The sequence below is a fragment of the Paenibacillus sp. PastM-3 genome (genome assembly GCF_029893965.1).
In the GTDB taxonomy this organism is placed as follows: domain Bacteria; phylum Bacillota; class Bacilli; order Paenibacillales; family Paenibacillaceae; genus Paenibacillus_AQ.
On the sequence record NZ_JARXXP010000008.1, the window covers coordinates 178,147 to 194,508 of the forward strand.

The following is a 16,362-nucleotide window of genomic DNA, read 5'->3' on the forward strand; positions in this document are numbered from 1 at the left end:
AGATGGAACGGTTATTGCTTTTGATTGCTATTTGCGGCGTTGTTTATCTGGCCTTGCTTGTATTTGTGAGCAGCAGCAGCAAGCAGGAACGTTATGCATTACGGCTGGGGATCAAGTGGACAGCACTCGGTGAAAAGATGCAGAATGAACGGCTCCAGCAGCTGCTGCAATCCAGCGGGCTTTCGGTATCAGCAGGTAAAATCAGGATTTTCCGATATTCGGCGGCACTGCTGTACCTGGCGGTCCAGGCGGTTGGCGGTTTTGTGCAGGTTGCCCCTTTTTCCGGTGCGGACTTATTGATAGCTCTGCTTATCCTGATCGTCAGCAGTCCCATGCGTTATCTGCCGTTTGGCTGGCTGTTGGCCTGGCTGCATCAAAAAACGCTGATCCAAAAGGACGGCGAGCTGATCTCCTTCATCCGGCTATACGAGAACAACCGGCTGCGCAAGCGCGGATATGTACAGTTCGGCGCTTTCTGCGCGGGGACGGCCAATCAATTCCATTATATCCGGCAGGAGCTGTACGAGCTGTCCGAGCGGGCGGTGGATGAGGGAACAGAGAAGGCGATTGAATGGTTTTGCGGGAAATTCCCGGAGAGGCATGCTTTTATCAACGATATCCGCTCTATTCTGCTGGCAACGGAAGGGATGGATGACGATAACGAGGCCGCCAACTATTTGCGGGAGCAGGGCAAGATTATCACCAAAATATCCAGTGATCAGTATTTGAAAAAATGGTCCTTCATCGGCGACGTCTCTACTATTATCAACGTTATCCCCTCAATCGCCACATTCCTGATGATCGTATCGCTCGCGATGCAATACATCATGCTAATTAAAGGGAATTTTAACGGAGTGGGAATGTTCCAGTGATTTTAATCACGATCCGGCATCCAAGAATTTGCTTGGATGAGGTTTTTGATATATTCAAGCAGCGTTTAAAAATATAAAATGAAAAGGGAGATATTTACAATGAAAAAAGACGCTATTTCCACTGGTTTGTTTATCGCTATCGGATTCCTATGTGTGGCAATTGTTATCGCGATTCTTGTCCCTGTAGTCCGTGATGTAGTCAATGATGCGGACGATAACAGACCGGTTATTCCGGGAGTAAGTGTAAGCGTAATTCAGTCCCAAGAGCCTGGCTTAGCAACAACAGCGGTACAAGCTCCAACCCGGCCTGCGGTCTAAGCCGTTATGAAAAAGGATTCGATCTCAGTTGCCATGTTTTTGGCCATCGGTTTTGTAATCGCGGGGATTTTTATCACGGCAGCTACCCATATAATCGGCGGCAGCCAGGATGATATCATCGAACATACCAAGCAAGTTGAGCAATACTAGAAGGAGGGACGGGTGTGAAGGAAACGGTCCTCCGGGCATTGTTTATGTGGCTGGTCTTATTTATTCTCCTTCAGCCTATTTTTACTTACATCGATTATCTGCTCGATCTGCAGGTCAAAGCCAACACTTCCTACCTCACACAAAAGGCAGCTACAGAAGGAATAGTCACCAGCTCTATGAAAAATGAGGTCATTGCCAATCTGAAGGCTGTTGGCTTTCCGGAAGCTTCTATTGTGATTTCCAGCAATACGGAGTTTGTGCAGGAGCGTAAACAGCGGCTTGACGTGTACATTAAGGCTCCGCGGTTAAACCTGTTTCCATATAATTTTTCCAGTGGGTCGCAGCCGACTCATTATTATGGGCATGGTTCTATTATGAGTGAATATCTAGATTAATTGAGGAATGGGTCTGAGCTATGGACTATGTGATTAAACTGGCCTTTGTCCTGCTGATCTTTGTCTACTCCTGGTTTTTTCAGATTCAAAATCAGGAGTGGGACATGGTGCGCAGCATGCTGAAAGATGCCAACAACATGGCTGTACACGATGCATCACAGGAGCTTAATGAAGCCGAGCGTGCACGGGGACGCCTGATTATTGATCCGGCTGAAGCGTACAACACCTTCCGGGAGTCACTGCAGTTAAACCTCGGACTTGATGACAGCTTATCTCCTATCACGGGCAGCAGGCTGCAAACACAAGTGAAGATTATGAAATTCGACATTGTCGATGATTCAACAGGAGCGGGTTTTCCGTTCCTTTACGAAGACAGTACCTACGGCATCACCAAATACATACAAGGCCCTTCGGTCATCGCTGTTATTGAGACACAGCATCCCGTCCTGATCTCCCGCTCCAAAGTCCAGGAGGCTATTATCGTACCGGTGGTGCAGGAGTATAGGACGGATGATTAGGCGAGTGACTGATTAGTCCAAGTCCGCAGTTAAATCTAAAACATTAAAGGGGATACTATTATGAAAAAGTCGATTGTTAAAGTAACTACAGCCGTATTTTTGTTAAGTCAGCTGCTCTCAATGGGTGGGGGATTCCCGGATGGTCGGGTTTCTGCTGCAGCTGCAGCCCCCAGTTCCGCCAAACCTGCAGCCACAGTTATGACTGATAATTTGTTTAAATACGGGCTGAAGAAGGATGTTGAGCTGCCTGTAACACTTACGGCTGGTGGGCTGAGTTATACACTCGAGAAGATAATGATTTTTGATTTTAAGTCAAAGGAAGCAGTCGGTTTACGAAAGACTTATGGTTATGGGGAGGAAAGCGGATTGTTATTAAATCCCCAATATATGGTGTGGACGAAATTTACGGTGAAAAATAACAGCAATAAATTGTTTGATACTCTTAATGGCGGTGAAAAGTGGGTTTTACAATTCCAAGGTCTTAACCCTCTTGAACCCGTTTACAGATTAGCTAAGATGAACGACAAATCAGCTGTGAACCGTATGAGACTTAATCCTGGAGAGCAGCTATCATCCTACCAAGCGTATATGTTTAAAGGCGATTTTAATTATTTTCGAATCAATCTATATTTTAATGGTGCATTTGCAGAAAAATATATTGTAGAGGATAACTAGGATTGTTATGAAAAAACGAATTATTTACGTAATCTTGCTGGCGATTGTGTTCTCAAGTTTACCTGAATTTACGTTTGCTGCCGACTCTACAACTGCCTCTATAGCTATTCCAATATCATCAGGTTTAACCGGCTCCGACAATAGCGCTAAAACATTTTCTTTAGATTTACCGAGTACTGTCACTTCATCATCTATATTAGCAAGTACGCTGAAATACAATGGTAATAACGCTATTGTTGGGAATCTTTCTGTTGTTGAGGGGAAAGTTAAACTTACTCTCAAAGGAAATCAGTCTGTTAAAACAATTGATGTACAGGGTTATAGAGGTTCTCATGAAGCGATATACACTTCTAATATATATAACTCCATTTGGTTGTATTCTGATGGGAGACGTTGGCAAATCAATGAGTACGATGAAAAAAATGATATTAACAATGCACACCGGGATGTTCAAGCAACTGATGGTGTTCCCTCAAAGAATCCACCTTCAACACTCGTTAGTGCGGGGCCTCTGCAGGATAGGGCCTATTTAAAATGGTATAATGGCTCAAAAACTGAAGTGATTGATTCTGATGCTGTTGTTCAGTCAACGATCATACCCCAGATTATTAGTTACAGTAATTATGTGAAAAATGAACCGAAATTTAAGAATAATAGAGTTATTCTTAACTATTGGATTCCTAACTCTGTGAAATACGCACCTGAATCTACAGAAGGACTTTCTGGTGTTGCGGAAGGCAGAAGATATTTTGCTACTGTTAACTACTACTACACAGCTACCGCAAAAGTTACTACATACAGCTATGCTGGTACTGTCACCTTCGAGTACAAGCTTCCTACGGAACCAACCTTAACTGGAGAGGTGGGATTACTTGCACCTAATCCAAACCCCGAGAAATATTCAGATAAGGCAGTACCGGTAAAGTTGTCACTGAAAGGTTCACTGGCTGCTTACACTGATACATCCAACATCCTGGAATGGGTTTTTTATGCCAAAAAGACTGGCAATGATGGATCATTAGTCACTAAAAAGGATACGAAAAAGGTGCTTTCCAGTGACCAGCAGTTTGATTTCGAGATATCAAAGCAGGAAGCTGCTACACAGCCAAAATTCACCCAAAATTACACATTGACTGTTACCGTTAGGTTTGCAAAGCCGGTGGTTACAGCATCCGGAAGCATATCTACATTAAGTGAAACCTTTACCATCAATGCTGGAACCTATAACGGTCCACCGCCAAGTAGCATACCTATTCCTACGCCTACACCAGCTATTGGTAAACCTCCGATTGCCCGAATCACCATGCCTGACCAAGTTGTTGCCGGTGAAAAGTTCATCGTATCCGGAGCCGAATCCTTCGATCCTGACGGCACAATCCTCACGTACTCTTGGCAGCATCCTAATGTAAATCTTGCATTATACGGTAAGTCCAGTGATACCTCATATGGTCTAGACTCCATTGATACTACGCAAACCATCACGCTTACAGTTACAGATAACGACGGTCTTACATCTACTACCACACGCGACATTAAGGTAGTAGCTCCTGCACCAAAAGCCAAAATCGAACTCCTGGGAACCTTGAAGCAGAATCGGAAGATAACAATACGGAACGGGACTAAGAACATATCCGATGATTTTCCAATCGTAGAAAGTAGCACACGCTTTACTATCACTGCAGTCTCTGGTGGGTCCAATGCAGATATAAAATACAGCGGGAGTTTAGTAGGAGTAAAAGAAGTGGATGTCCTGATGAAAACTCCTGGTCAGTACAAAGCTACCTTATATGTCGTTAACACAGCGGGTTATTCCGGCACAAGCTCGTGGACATTCACCGTTGCCCCTGACGAAGCGCCTGTACCGTACATTTCGATGCCATTAATAGTCTACCGTGATCCGGACAATGGGAATAAGGCAAGTGTAACACTGGAGGACTTCACCGTTTCACCTGACTACGACTACCTGGCAACACGAGTCTGGGAATATCGTTATGATTCAGATAACAACGGTAATTTTACAGGAGAAGCATGGACTCAGTTAAGTAACGCTAACCTTGACCGCATAAATTTTTATCCGGCAAAAGTGGGCAGATACGAGATCCGTTTAACCGTGACAGAAGAATTTGGCCAGCCGACAATTGATGCCTTTGTGACTGCGTCAGATCGCAGATCTGCGAATACTGATACGCAGCCGGTGCTTGAACGAATTGTAACCGTTGAAAATCGTCCGCCAACATCTGATTGGTCATGGTAAAAGAGGGGATAATTAGATGAAAAGACGAGAGAAATCATATGTATATATATTTATTTGCAAAATCTTATTGTGCATTGTTTTAATTGCAACTATTTTTCCGTATGCACCAGAGTCTAAAGTGATTGCTGCAGACACATCAGTGGTTAACTACATGGACGTTGAAGTTCCTGCTTTTGACGGAACCATAACTATGCCTAACAATTTTGAACCGCCAGTATGGGATACATGGCAGAGGATCGATAATGATCCGTATTGGGGGTACTATGTGAACTCAAAAGTAACTGCTCACAGAGATAGCTTTAAAGTTACCAATATAAAATGGAACAGAGTAACAAGAATACTAACGTATGACTTGTCCACCATAAACTATTCAATCACTGTAGATAGAGGTCCAGGAAAAGATTCATACTACTGGAACAGCCAAAGTATACCTGGTTGGGCAATGACGCATGCTGAAGGATATATTCAAGGTGACTTTATAGAACCTTGGCAAAATGGAGGGGGGTATACTGACTTAAGGGACTGGTTTGCTTCATATTACAGTACTGTAGGCGGAATTAACGCGCCGGGGCATCTTCTAAGGGAGTATAATTCAACAGGATTGACCTATTGGCAGCCTGCAAGTGTACGAGATCATATGGATTTATCAATACCAGCGAGTAGCTATCATCTTGATTTTTCAGCGGGATCGATTAGTGATTATTATCGTTACATGGTCAGTGATCCGAAAATGATACGACATGTGTTTATTTATACAGACTCTTTGACGAATGGCCGTAACAGTCAGTGGCCTATCATTGACTTTGCAGATGCGAAGTTAGAAGTGAACTCCCCGCCAACCCTGTCTCTGACCACTCAAAGTGGAGCTACACTCTATAATGTGGATGGTCAAAATGTTCTGAATGTAACAGGGTACGCACAAGATCCGGATAATGAAGAGCTGGATGTCATTGTAGAAGTCCCTAATGTATATTACCGCCGGATCAAAATTTACAACTCATACACAGCCCAGCAATTCACTGTCCCTATTGATGCCATTAACGATTCCTTACCGCCAGACAATTATACGGGAACGGTCACAGTAGTAGATAGGCGAAACTATAAAGCGAGTGGACAATTCACCCTCAGCGTAAAAAACAAACTGCTTAATAAAAACTACTATCTGATCAATTCACAGTTTGAGATTGGTACATCTTATAAGGATTATGAAAATGATCCTCAATATTCAACCCGATTTAGGTATGATCATGACCCGACCTTTTTTGATAATCCGTTAGGTACTCTGTATGATTCGGGTTTATGGCGTTCAGCAATGTACACATCATTTGCTTACCCTGGTGTATATAACGCAATTGTTCAAGTCAAGGACAATCCGCAAGGAGATAGCTTTGATGAATTTAGAAAATGGAGCAGAGACAATGAGTCATCGCTTACGTTTCTTATCCATCGGAAGCCAACTGCTCTGTTTGCAGCTAAACTAATCGGAAACAGCATTCAAATCACAGATAATTCCTACGATATTGACCATACAACCGCGTACAATAAGGGTTTAATTGATCGTCAGTGGCAATGGCGTAAAGTAGGAGATGAATCATGGAATGATGGGCAGCTGAATACTCGACCTACAAGTGATGCTTACGAATTACGATTACGTGTAAGAGACATGGACGGTCCGCTAAGTGTAGGCGTCTGGTCCGACTGGACATCACAAGTCCTCGGCACCGGAGCCAATTTACCACCAGTAGCAAACTTTATTATCGATCCCATTAATGTGAGTTACCGGAAGAGCACGGTAATAACAGATAAATCGTATGACCCCGACAATGATTACCTGGACACCTACGAATGGGTAATCCGCAAAAATGGAACCCAGGTGTACTATCACTACGGCGCGTTAACTATTCCACCAAGCTTAACGGGCTACGGAGCAGGAAGTTATCAGGTTGTCTTACGGGTACGCGACAATAGAGGAGCTTGGTCCGATTATTACTCACAATGGGCTAACGTTATTAACAATAAACCGGTAGCAGCGTTTAACATGCCCACCCAAGTGTATCGCGATGATATCCTGACGATGGAAAACACAACTCCGGATCCGGATGCAGACGGAGATGCGCTGACCTACACATGGTACGGCCGCAAGGGTAACAGCAGTTATATTTATAGCGGCAGTACCCGGAATCAGAATGTAGTTATCCGGAATTTGATTAGCGGGCTCGGGATATCAGATAAGGCTGCTATATCACGGGACTGGGAAATGAGGCTTAACGTATCAGACGGCAGCCAGGAGGCTTATGCTACCCGGATGTTTGAAATTCTGAACCATGTCCCTACAGCCGAGCTGTCTGGACCTGCGGAAGCCACACAGTACACCTCGAAGACGTATACTTCTGGAGCAACCGATCTTGACAGCTCAGATGCAAGCAGCCTGCAGTATTACTGGAGGGTCATCGACAGCGAGGGGCAGGCCAGTATCCTTCGCAATCATAAATCAATCGATGTGAATTTCCACCAAACCGGAATATATACGGTCGAGCATTGGGTAACCGACCAGATTGGTGCAAAATCCAATGTGGCCAGCCTCAAAGTCACTGTTCGGGAAAATCTGAAGCCCTCTATGACTCTCACGTCCCCGGCTGGCACTGTAATCAGCCCAACTATAATCGATGCCAGCATTGCAGGTGACCCAACAATTACCTGGACTTACATCGATCCTGAGGGTGATCCCCAGGAAAAATACACACTTGAGTTCTACACCAAAGACAGCATTTTGGCCAAATCAGTAGAAGGCCCGGATAGCGCTGGCACGATAAGGCAATATCAGGTGCCAAACGGAACTTTTGAGAGGTTTAAGCTTTTTACTGTATTGGGGCGGGGTTACTCGATGAAGTCCTGGTCGGATGTCTCCAATGAGAAGGCATTCATCATCGACAATCCGCCGCAGCCAGGCTTTACACTTATAACTGACACTGGCCGTAATGCAGCGCAGGTGCCGATCTACCGTACTGACACGTTGAACATTCAAGGAACGGCAACGGATACTGATATACCAGCTGGCGACACCATCAGCTACAAATATCATCTTAAGCCGTCCGGCGGAACAGAAGGGCTCGCCAGCACACTAAGTACCTTTACCAAACAGTTCAGTACAAATGGAACTTTTACAGTGCGGCAGGTTGTAACAGATTCGCTCGGGCTCAGCAGAGAGCTGACACAGACGATTACGGTGGCCAACCGTATTCCTGCAGCGAATATCACGTATCCGGCCAGCAGCAGCCAGAGTGCTCCAACTGTAGTGAACACACTTACTCCTGTAATGAAATGGGATTATCAGGATGAAGACGGGGATGCGCAGCAGCGTTATAAAGTAAGAGTCATTAATCTGGCTACCGGGGCTGCTACTGTACAGTCAGGGGAACAGACTTCTTCCGTACAGGAGTGGCAGATTCCGGCCGGTACATTAACAGAGAACCAGAAATACGCTGTGGAGATTGAGGTGTATGACGGATTTAACTGGAGCAGTGTGTCTCCGCGCAAGTATTTTATGGTTAATCTGCTGACTGTCCAAGGTGCTGTGCGCCATACGGCGGAATGGAATAACAACCGGCAAGCTTATAATCTGAAAAAAAGCGGAACAGCAGAGAGTCCGCGGAGCTACAGCGTTTTCTGGGCGGGGGAGAGCTTCGTGCTGCAATCGAACGCAACAGGGTTGCCGGATACCGTTGAGGTCACAATGACAGGAGGGTACCGGACCATGCTGACCCCGAATGACAGCGGCAAGACGCTCTGGAGCGGTGAACTGTATGATTCATCATTCGAAAGGCTGCCCGATGGGCCGGTCACGTTTACTTTTACAGCAAGGAATGCGTATAGCACCAAAACAGATACGGTAACGGTGACCATACAAGGGGAGTGGCTGGATTATTTTCAAAGTCACCGGATTAAGTAGCAGATTATGTTGGCGTATAGCCGTATAACACGGGCTGAGGATTGAATCTTTAGATGATTCCCTCGGCCCGTTCTTCTGCCAGCAGGAGTCTGCGTGCGGTTGACGCTACTGAGGAAGTGGCAGATACTTTTGCTGCGTTTATGTAAGTGTTGCCTTGTGTAAGGTGCATATAATAGGACAGCTTGCCGCTGTATATTTTACTTGCGCACAGGGATTCAGCGAAATCCTCTGGTGTGACAAAGCAGGAGGGCTTGGCCACAGGCCGGCAGGAAGCCTCCTCACAGACAGAAGCGACAAAATGGGAGCAGAAATAGGCGTCCTCGCGGTTGAATTTTACGTTCAGCAGCACTCCGATCAGGCCAAGCAGGTGATATTTGTAGCGCTTCTGGTTCTCCATCATGCCCTGTACATGGTTGTACATGGTATCGTATTCCTCAAGACTCACATTCATCTCATAGACCGCGCAATCCGCCGTACTGTAAAAAGGATGGTCAAAATGCTCGCGGATCAGTCCGGCCACAAACGGGTTATGCACTTTTTTCCGCCCGAAGCTGTAGACCTCCTGCAGTTCCCGGTCAAAGGCAATCGAAGCATGATTCAACTCAGCCTTGGTGAACCATTTGATTAATCCGCTGAAGGCGGTGCCCGTTCCGGTCAGTACGATATAAATATTTTTGCGTGCATTCATGCTCTAGATTCCTTTCTGCTGGAAGTTATGGATAATCCGGTAAAATCCTCGTTAGGTAACTTCATCTTACTGTATAATCCGTTTCCGGGAAACAAACTTTAGTCTTAACCTGAAACTGGACTAAAGGCTAAGTACCTGGTCTTGAGACCAGTATGTGATGTGCAGATTAGTTGATATTTCTGTGTGCGGCCAGTGCATAATCCGGCGGGAATCAGCAGAATATAAGCTGTTGAAAGCCTGTGTTTGCAAAAACAATTGGTAATGCTTCCGCATTAGTGATACAATAATAGTCAAAATGACATTCTTGATTTAGAGGAGGATTATTTTAATGACTGAGCAGGCAAAAGAGCAAGCAATCCATAAGGAAGAAAATTCGACGGTGGATAACCTGGCGATCACTACGATCCGTACGCTCGCTATCGATGCTATCGAAAAAGCTAACTCCGGCCACCCGGGTATGCCGATGGGTTCCGCACCGATGGGTTACCAACTGTTTGCCAAAACAATGAATCATAATCCGGATCACCCGACATGGGTTAACCGTGACCGTTTTGTATTGTCCGCCGGACACGGCTCTATGCTGCTGTACAGCCTGCTGCACCTGAGCGGCTACGATCTGCCAATGGAAGAATTGAAGCAGTTCCGCCAATGGGGAAGCTTGACTCCAGGCCATCCTGAGTTTGGTCACACTGCTGGTGTTGATGCGACTACCGGTCCGCTGGGACAAGGTATCGGTATGGCAGTAGGTATGGCTATGGCTGAAGCTCAGCTGGCAGCTACTTATAATAAAGACAACCATGATGTAATCGATCACTACACATACGCAATCTGCGGCGACGGCGATTTAATGGAAGGGATCTCCTCGGAATCAGCTTCCCTGGCCGGACACCTCAAGCTGGGCAAGCTGATTGTAATGTACGATTCCAATGATATTTCGCTCGACGGCAAGTTGAACCTGGCATTCTCCGAGAATGTTGCACAGCGTTTTGAAGCTTACGGCTGGCAGGTTCTGCGCGTTGAGGACGGTAACGATCTTCCGGCACTGGGACAGGCTATTGCTGATGCACAGGCAGACACAAGCAAACCGACCCTGATCGAAGTTAAAACGGTTATCGGCTACGGAAGCCCGAACAAACAGGGTAAAGGCGGCCATGGCGGTACACACGGTTCCCCGCTGGGTGCTGACGAAGCGAAACTGACTAAAGACTTCTACAAATGGGTATATGAAGAGGACTTCTTTGTACCGGATGAAGTTCGTGCACGTTTTGCTGAAGTGAAGGAAAAAGGGATTGCCGCAAATAAAGCATGGGACGAGAAATTTGCAGCTTACAAAGAAGCTTATCCTGAGCTGGCAGCACAGTTCGAAACAGCAATCAGCGGCGGACTTCCTGAAGGCTGGGATGCACAGCTTCCGTTCTTCACAGCAGAAGACAAAGCCGTGTCCACCCGCGTTGCTTCCGGTAATGCACTGAACGGACTGGCAGCCGGAGTTCCGCAGCTCGTGGGCGGTTCTGCTGACCTTGAGAGCTCCACAATGACTCACCTGAAAGGCCTGACCCAATTCACATCCGAATCCTATGACGGCCGCAACATCTACTTCGGCGTACGCGAATTCGGTATGGCTGCTGCAATGAACGGGATTGCCCTGCACAGCGGTCTCAAAGTATTCGGCGGAACGTTCTTCGTATTTACCGACTACCTGCGTCCGGCTGTCCGTCTGGCTTCCATTATGAAGCTGCCGGTAACCTATGTTCTGACTCATGACAGTATCGCTGTCGGTGAAGACGGCCCTACCCATGAACCAATCGAGCAGCTGGCTTCCCTGCGCATTATCCCGGGTCTGACTGTAATCCGTCCGGCTGATGCCAACGAAACCTCCGCAGCTTGGGCTTATGCGCTTGAGAACACAGCTAACCCTGTGGCTCTGGTGCTTACCCGCCAGAACCTGCCGATCCTTGCCGGAACTGTAGATGGCGTGCGTGAGAACATCAAACGCGGCGGATATGTTGTCTCTGATGCCAAGAACGGTACTCCACAGGCACAGATTATTGCTACCGGTTCCGAAGTACAGCTGGCTGTAAAAGCTCAGGCAGCGCTGGCTGAAGAAGGCATCGACGTGCGTGTAATCAGCTTGCCGAGCTGGGATCTGTTCGAGAAACAGGACAAGGCTTACCGCGATTCCGTTATCCTGCCTGAAGTTAAGGCTCGTCTGGCAGTTGAAATGGCACAGACCTTCGGCTGGGAGCGTTACACAGGTGATCAGGGCGACATTCTCGGTATCACTACCTTCGGTGCTTCCGCGCCTGGCGATATCGTAATGAAAGAATACGGCTTTACAGTAGAAAATGTAGTCAGCCGCGTTAAAGCCCTGCTATAATAGACGGAATAAATATAAAGGGGAGAATAAGCGCATGAGTCAGTTTACCAACGCAACAGTTCACAAAGCAGCCAATATCTATTACGATGGAAAAGTAACCAGCCGTACCGTCATTCTGGAGAATGGCACGAAGGTAACGCTCGGCATCATGCTGCCGGGTGTGTATGAATTCGGTACGGAAGGTCCGGAAACGATGGAGATTCTGTCCGGCGATCTGAAGGTACTGCTTCCCGGTACTGACGTCTGGAAAGAAATCAAGGGTGCTGAAACGTTCCACGTTCCCGGAAACTCCAAGTTTGCGCTGGAAGTATTCGCTTTAACTGATTATTGCTGTTCTTACCCGAACCTGTAATTTCATCTTTTCTACAGAAAGAAGCTCTGCTTAATTGCAGGGCTTCTTTTTTGTGAGTTGGGCAGAGGCGAAGAAAATAAGACTTGTCCAAAATAATGGTATTTGGTATATTGAATAAGAACTAATGTTCTTGTTTTATCTAAAAAAGCTGAGAATACTCCATCCTCGATAGGGTGGGGATGAATCTGCGGTTTTTGACTTCAAACCGAACGTATGTGCTATAATAGGAATAATATTACTAAAAATGAGGTGTCGCACATGCTGATTCATCGAGCCTATAAATACCGGATTTACCCTACAGCGGAACAACAGCAACTCATAAGGCGTATGTTTGGCTGCTGCCGCTTTGTGTTCAATACCTTTTTGGACACTTGGAATCAAAGCTATGCGGAAACGGGAAAAGGCCTGTCTTATCACGCTTGTGCGACAAAACTTCCTGCACTAAAAGCACAATACGACTGGCTGAAAGAAGCCGATAGCATCGCCTTGCAGTCGGCTGCCCGTCATGTGGCGGATAGCTTTGATCGCTTTTTCAAAAAGCAAAATCAAGCGCCACGCTTCAAGAGCCGGAAGCATCCGATTCAAAGTTACACGACCAAATTCGTGAATGGGAATATCGCCATTGAGGGGAGTCGCTTGAAGCTCCCAAAACTCGGCTGGATGACTTTTGCAAACTCCCGGAAGCTGGAAGGCCGGATCTTGTCCGCTACCGTGCGTCAAAACGCCAGCGGGAAATTTTTCGTTTCGCTCGTTTGCGAAGTTGAAAAGAACCCACTGCCGCAAGTGGACGCACACATCGGTATCGATTTGGGTTTGAAAGAGTATGCCGTATGCTCGAATGGTGAACGTTATGCCAATCCCCGCTTTTACCGCCAATATGAGAAAAAGCTGGCGCTTTGGCAGCGGCGGATGGCTCGGCGTACTCACGGCGGCTCCAACTGGAAGAAGGCGAAACAGCATGTCGCCCGTATTCACGAACATATTGCAAATAAACGAAATGATTTCCTCCACCAACTGACAACGAAACTGATCCGTGAAAACCAAACGATTAGTATCGAACATCTGCGTGTTGCGAATATGATCCAGAATCCCAAGCTTTCAAAATCCATCGCGGATGCGTCTTGGGGGGAGTGGGTACGGCAACTGACGTACAAAGCCCTTTGGTATGGACGAACCCTTCGGATCGCAGGTATGTTCGAGCCGACCAGTCAGCGGTGTCACGTGTGTGGCACGATCCACCCCGAAGTAAAGAATCTTGCGGTTCGGGAATGGACATGCATCGCTTGCGGTACGCATCATGACCGTGATGAAAACGCCGCTCATAATATTGCACAAGTAGCGGTTTAACCGCCACCTATCCAAATGATAGAACTGCGGGAACGCAGGGATCGCTTGCTAAATAAGAAGAGGTTACTCTTCTGTTCGCAAGAATCCGCCACTTCAAGCGTTAGCTAAGTGGGGGAGAATTCAAGTCCTTGTGTTATTGCAGAGATGCGCGACAGAGAGTTGCCGCAGCATCAGGCTGCAGTCTGTGACAAGGAACTGCTTGAGGAATTAAGTGAAGCAGAACGGGACGAATTCACATCTATTGCAGTAGTGCAGACCAGGACTGCCTGGGAGCGTTATAACCGTGAGATTGTGAGTGCTTTGCAGCTGTCGGATAACGGATTTATGGATCGGATCAAGGCGGCAGGCAAATATCCTTTTAGCTTTGATGCTGACAGGATGGCCCCGTTTCTTAAACCAAGCCTCATTCTGACCGGAAGACAGGATTCCATGACCGGGTACAGGGATGCATGGAGGCTGCTGGATTTATACCCGCACGCCACATTCGCTGTCCTTGACCGTGCAGGGCACAATCTGCATATGGAGCAGGAGGAGCTTTTAGGAGCTATGGTTAAGGATTGGCTAAGCAGAACCGGTGAAGGAATGCTTACCTGACCCGCTCATACTCGATAATGACCTCGCCGTTTACCTCACCTGTAATTTTTCCCGTACGTACGAAGCCGAGCTTCTCATAGAAGTAGTGATTTCTGAGTGCCCAGGATGGGGTGTCCAGGGTCCATTTACGGGCAGCGGGATAGGTTTGAAACAGGAACCGGAATGATTCTTGCCCGTAGCCATGGTTCTGATGCAGCGGATCAATAAAAATGCGGCTCAGGTGACATTCTGCATCGGCAGGGGACGGGAACACAATCATGCCTCCGATGATGTTATCTTCTGCGATAAGCTTATAGTAATGGGCGTTATTCATCTGCTCAGTCTGCCAGTCAGCGGAGTCGTAGCCGGGAGGGCCGTCTTCTTCTTTATTCTGGTAGAGCCTGGCATCGGCATCAAATGTACGCTTCTGTACATCGGCCAGCCTGGGAGCATCCTTTGGATCGGCAAAAGATATGGTAAGCATTTTGTTAAGCCTCCTTGGCATATTATGGGGAACCCTGCTAAGTAATTAATTCTTTTGTATTATGGCGGATACCTGCCCAGCAGCATAATTATGAGTCAAGGACAGAAATGCCTATTCTGGAGCCTCAGACGGTTCAGGAGGGAGCGGCAACTGAAGGTGAAGATTCAGGGCAAATCACCGCGGAGCCAGCGAGCGCCCCGGAAGTGTAAGGCAATCCATTTACCGGAGCTGTTATCCCCCACAAAAAAAGTGTTCCAACTGCCGCAAGGCGGGCTGTGGAACACCTTTTTTAATTGACCTGTACCAGAGTCTATTCCTGGTTTGCCGTGTCTGAGCCAATCTTCCGGCCAATCCATTCCTCATAGGTTTTGACTACTGCGGACAGATCCTCGTCACCGTAGCCTTGTGTATATCCGGCCTGGAACATGCTCTTTGCCAGTCCGAGCATCGGTGCAGGTACACCTGTGGAATCGCTGAGTGCCGATGCAAGCTTGAGATCCTTCAGCATAAGCGCCAGCGAGAACTGGTTGCTGAAGTCATTCTCAATGATTTTGCGGCCCTTCAGCTCAGCCTGCTTGCTGCCAGCAGAGCCGTTCTGGACCAGCTCCAGGAACTTGTCAGCCGGAACGCCGTTTTTCACGGCGATGGAGAACCCTTCGGCAAGGGCAACGTTATGAATGCCGACCATGGTATTGTGGGCCAGCTTGGCCACTGCGCCGCTGCCGTTCCCACCCATATGCAGCAGCAGGCGGCCCATCGTATCAAACAGGTCACGGTGCGCTTCAATAACGCTGGCATCGCCGCCGACCATGAATACAAGCGTACCTTCGATTGCTGCAGGCTTGCTGCCGGTTACAGGTGCATCAAGGAAGCTGCCGCCGCGTTCTTCCACGGCTGCCGCGACTTCTTTGACCAGTCCCGGAGATATGGTGCTGGAGTCGATGATTACCGCTCCCGGCTTGAGCACGGCCAGAATGCCGTTCTCTCCGTAAAAAACCTCACGGATTGAATCGTCATTGCTGATCATGGTAATAATAACATCCTGATCCTGTGCTGCGGCCTGGGGGGTAGCTGCAACAGCAGCGCCTGCTTCCTCCAAAGGCTTGCATTTTGCCGCCGTACGGTTGTATACCGTAACCTGATATCCGCCTTTCAGCAGATTTTCCGCCATGGGAGCCCCCATGGTTCCGAGTCCGATAAAGCCGATCTGTTTCATTCCATCTCCGCCTTCACTCTTTTTTTTACATTCTAACACGGCACATAGGGTTGTTCCACAAGGATAGCAGAGTATGTATAATCAGCAAGCGTTTTCATGTAACTCTCAAAAGCATATCCCAAAAGCGGGCGCTGTGCCCTAAGACCTTGCCAGTCAAGGCAAATTAAAGTATCCTAGATTATAAAGTTGTAACA

15 protein-coding genes are annotated in these 16,362 nt (G+C 47.3%); 12 read left to right on the plus strand and 3 right to left on the minus strand.

All coding sequences use genetic code 11. The features are described from left to right. The first annotated feature begins 2 nt into the window (after positions 1 to 2). From M2108_RS14610 to M2108_RS14645, 8 genes are all read left to right on the plus strand, one after another. Positions 3 to 872, plus strand: coding sequence for a hypothetical protein (locus M2108_RS14610; RefSeq protein WP_277470018.1), 870 nt, complete (start codon positions 3 to 5; stop codon positions 870 to 872). Between the two features lie 99 nt (positions 873 to 971). Next, entirely contained in the window at positions 972 to 1,190 is a 219-nt protein-coding gene (locus M2108_RS14615) for a hypothetical protein (RefSeq protein ID WP_277470017.1), read from the plus strand. Positions 1,191 to 1,196: 6 nt separating this feature from the next. Beyond that, positions 1,197 to 1,340 carry a hypothetical protein gene (locus M2108_RS14620; RefSeq protein ID WP_157889954.1) on the plus strand — a complete coding sequence of 48 codons (144 nt, stop codon included), beginning with the start codon at positions 1,197 to 1,199 and terminating at the stop codon, positions 1,338 to 1,340. 14 nt (positions 1,341 to 1,354) lie between these two features. Then, a complete protein-coding gene (locus tag M2108_RS14625; RefSeq protein WP_277470016.1) occupies positions 1,355 to 1,735 on the plus strand; it encodes a hypothetical protein in 381 nt (126 codons plus the stop codon). A 20-nt stretch (positions 1,736 to 1,755) separates the two neighbouring features. Continuing rightward, positions 1,756 to 2,253: a hypothetical protein gene (locus tag M2108_RS14630; protein WP_277470015.1), complete on the plus strand. Its 498-nt coding sequence runs from the start codon at positions 1,756 to 1,758 to the stop codon at positions 2,251 to 2,253. 60 nt (positions 2,254 to 2,313) lie between these two features. Continuing rightward, a complete protein-coding gene (locus tag M2108_RS14635) occupies positions 2,314 to 2,928 on the plus strand; it encodes a hypothetical protein (RefSeq protein WP_277470014.1) in 615 nt (204 codons plus the stop codon). A gap of 7 nt (positions 2,929 to 2,935) precedes the next feature. Beyond that, on the plus strand, positions 2,936 to 5,182 hold the full coding sequence (locus M2108_RS14640) for a hypothetical protein (RefSeq protein ID WP_277470013.1): 2,247 nt from the start codon (positions 2,936 to 2,938) through the stop codon (positions 5,180 to 5,182). A 16-nt stretch (positions 5,183 to 5,198) separates the two neighbouring features. Next, complete coding sequence (locus M2108_RS14645; protein ID WP_277470012.1) at positions 5,199 to 9,131, plus strand: glycoside hydrolase family 78 protein; 3,933 nt, start codon at positions 5,199 to 5,201, stop codon at positions 9,129 to 9,131. Positions 9,132 to 9,180: 49 nt separating this feature from the next. Here M2108_RS14645 and M2108_RS14650 read toward each other — a convergent pair whose 3' ends face one another. Next, entirely contained in the window at positions 9,181 to 9,819 is a 639-nt protein-coding gene (locus M2108_RS14650; RefSeq protein WP_277470011.1) for a hypothetical protein, read from the minus strand. 328 nt (positions 9,820 to 10,147) lie between these two features. Here M2108_RS14650 and tkt point away from each other — a divergent pair, with 328 nt between their 5' ends. From tkt to M2108_RS14670, 4 genes are all read left to right on the plus strand, one after another. Continuing rightward, on the plus strand, positions 10,148 to 12,196 hold the full coding sequence (gene tkt / locus M2108_RS14655; RefSeq protein WP_277470010.1) for a transketolase: 2,049 nt from the start codon (positions 10,148 to 10,150) through the stop codon (positions 12,194 to 12,196). Between the two features lie 34 nt (positions 12,197 to 12,230). Beyond that, on the plus strand, positions 12,231 to 12,548 hold the full coding sequence (ppnP, locus tag M2108_RS14660; protein ID WP_068722189.1) for a pyrimidine/purine nucleoside phosphorylase: 318 nt from the start codon (positions 12,231 to 12,233) through the stop codon (positions 12,546 to 12,548). Between the two features lie 258 nt (positions 12,549 to 12,806). Next, entirely contained in the window at positions 12,807 to 13,895 is a 1,089-nt protein-coding gene (gene tnpB, locus M2108_RS14665) for an IS200/IS605 family element RNA-guided endonuclease TnpB (RefSeq protein WP_277470009.1), read from the plus strand. 144 nt (positions 13,896 to 14,039) lie between these two features. Further along, positions 14,040 to 14,489, plus strand: a complete 450-nt coding sequence (locus M2108_RS14670) for an alpha/beta fold hydrolase (protein ID WP_277470008.1) — start codon at positions 14,040 to 14,042, stop codon at positions 14,487 to 14,489. On the opposite strand, the gene M2108_RS14675 is transcribed toward M2108_RS14670, so the two are convergent. Together M2108_RS14675 and M2108_RS14680 are read right to left on the minus strand one after the other, a co-directional pair. Continuing rightward, positions 14,482 to 14,952: a GNAT family N-acetyltransferase gene (locus M2108_RS14675; RefSeq protein WP_277470007.1), complete on the minus strand. Its 471-nt coding sequence runs from the start codon at positions 14,950 to 14,952 to the stop codon at positions 14,482 to 14,484. The genes M2108_RS14670 and M2108_RS14675 overlap by 8 nt on opposite strands. Before the next feature lie 310 nt (positions 14,953 to 15,262). Continuing rightward, the gene (locus M2108_RS14680; RefSeq protein WP_277470006.1) at positions 15,263 to 16,168 is read right to left on the minus strand and encodes an NAD(P)-dependent oxidoreductase; all 906 of its coding nucleotides are present in this window, start codon (positions 16,166 to 16,168) and stop codon (positions 15,263 to 15,265) included. Positions 16,169 to 16,362: the final 194 nt, after the last annotated feature.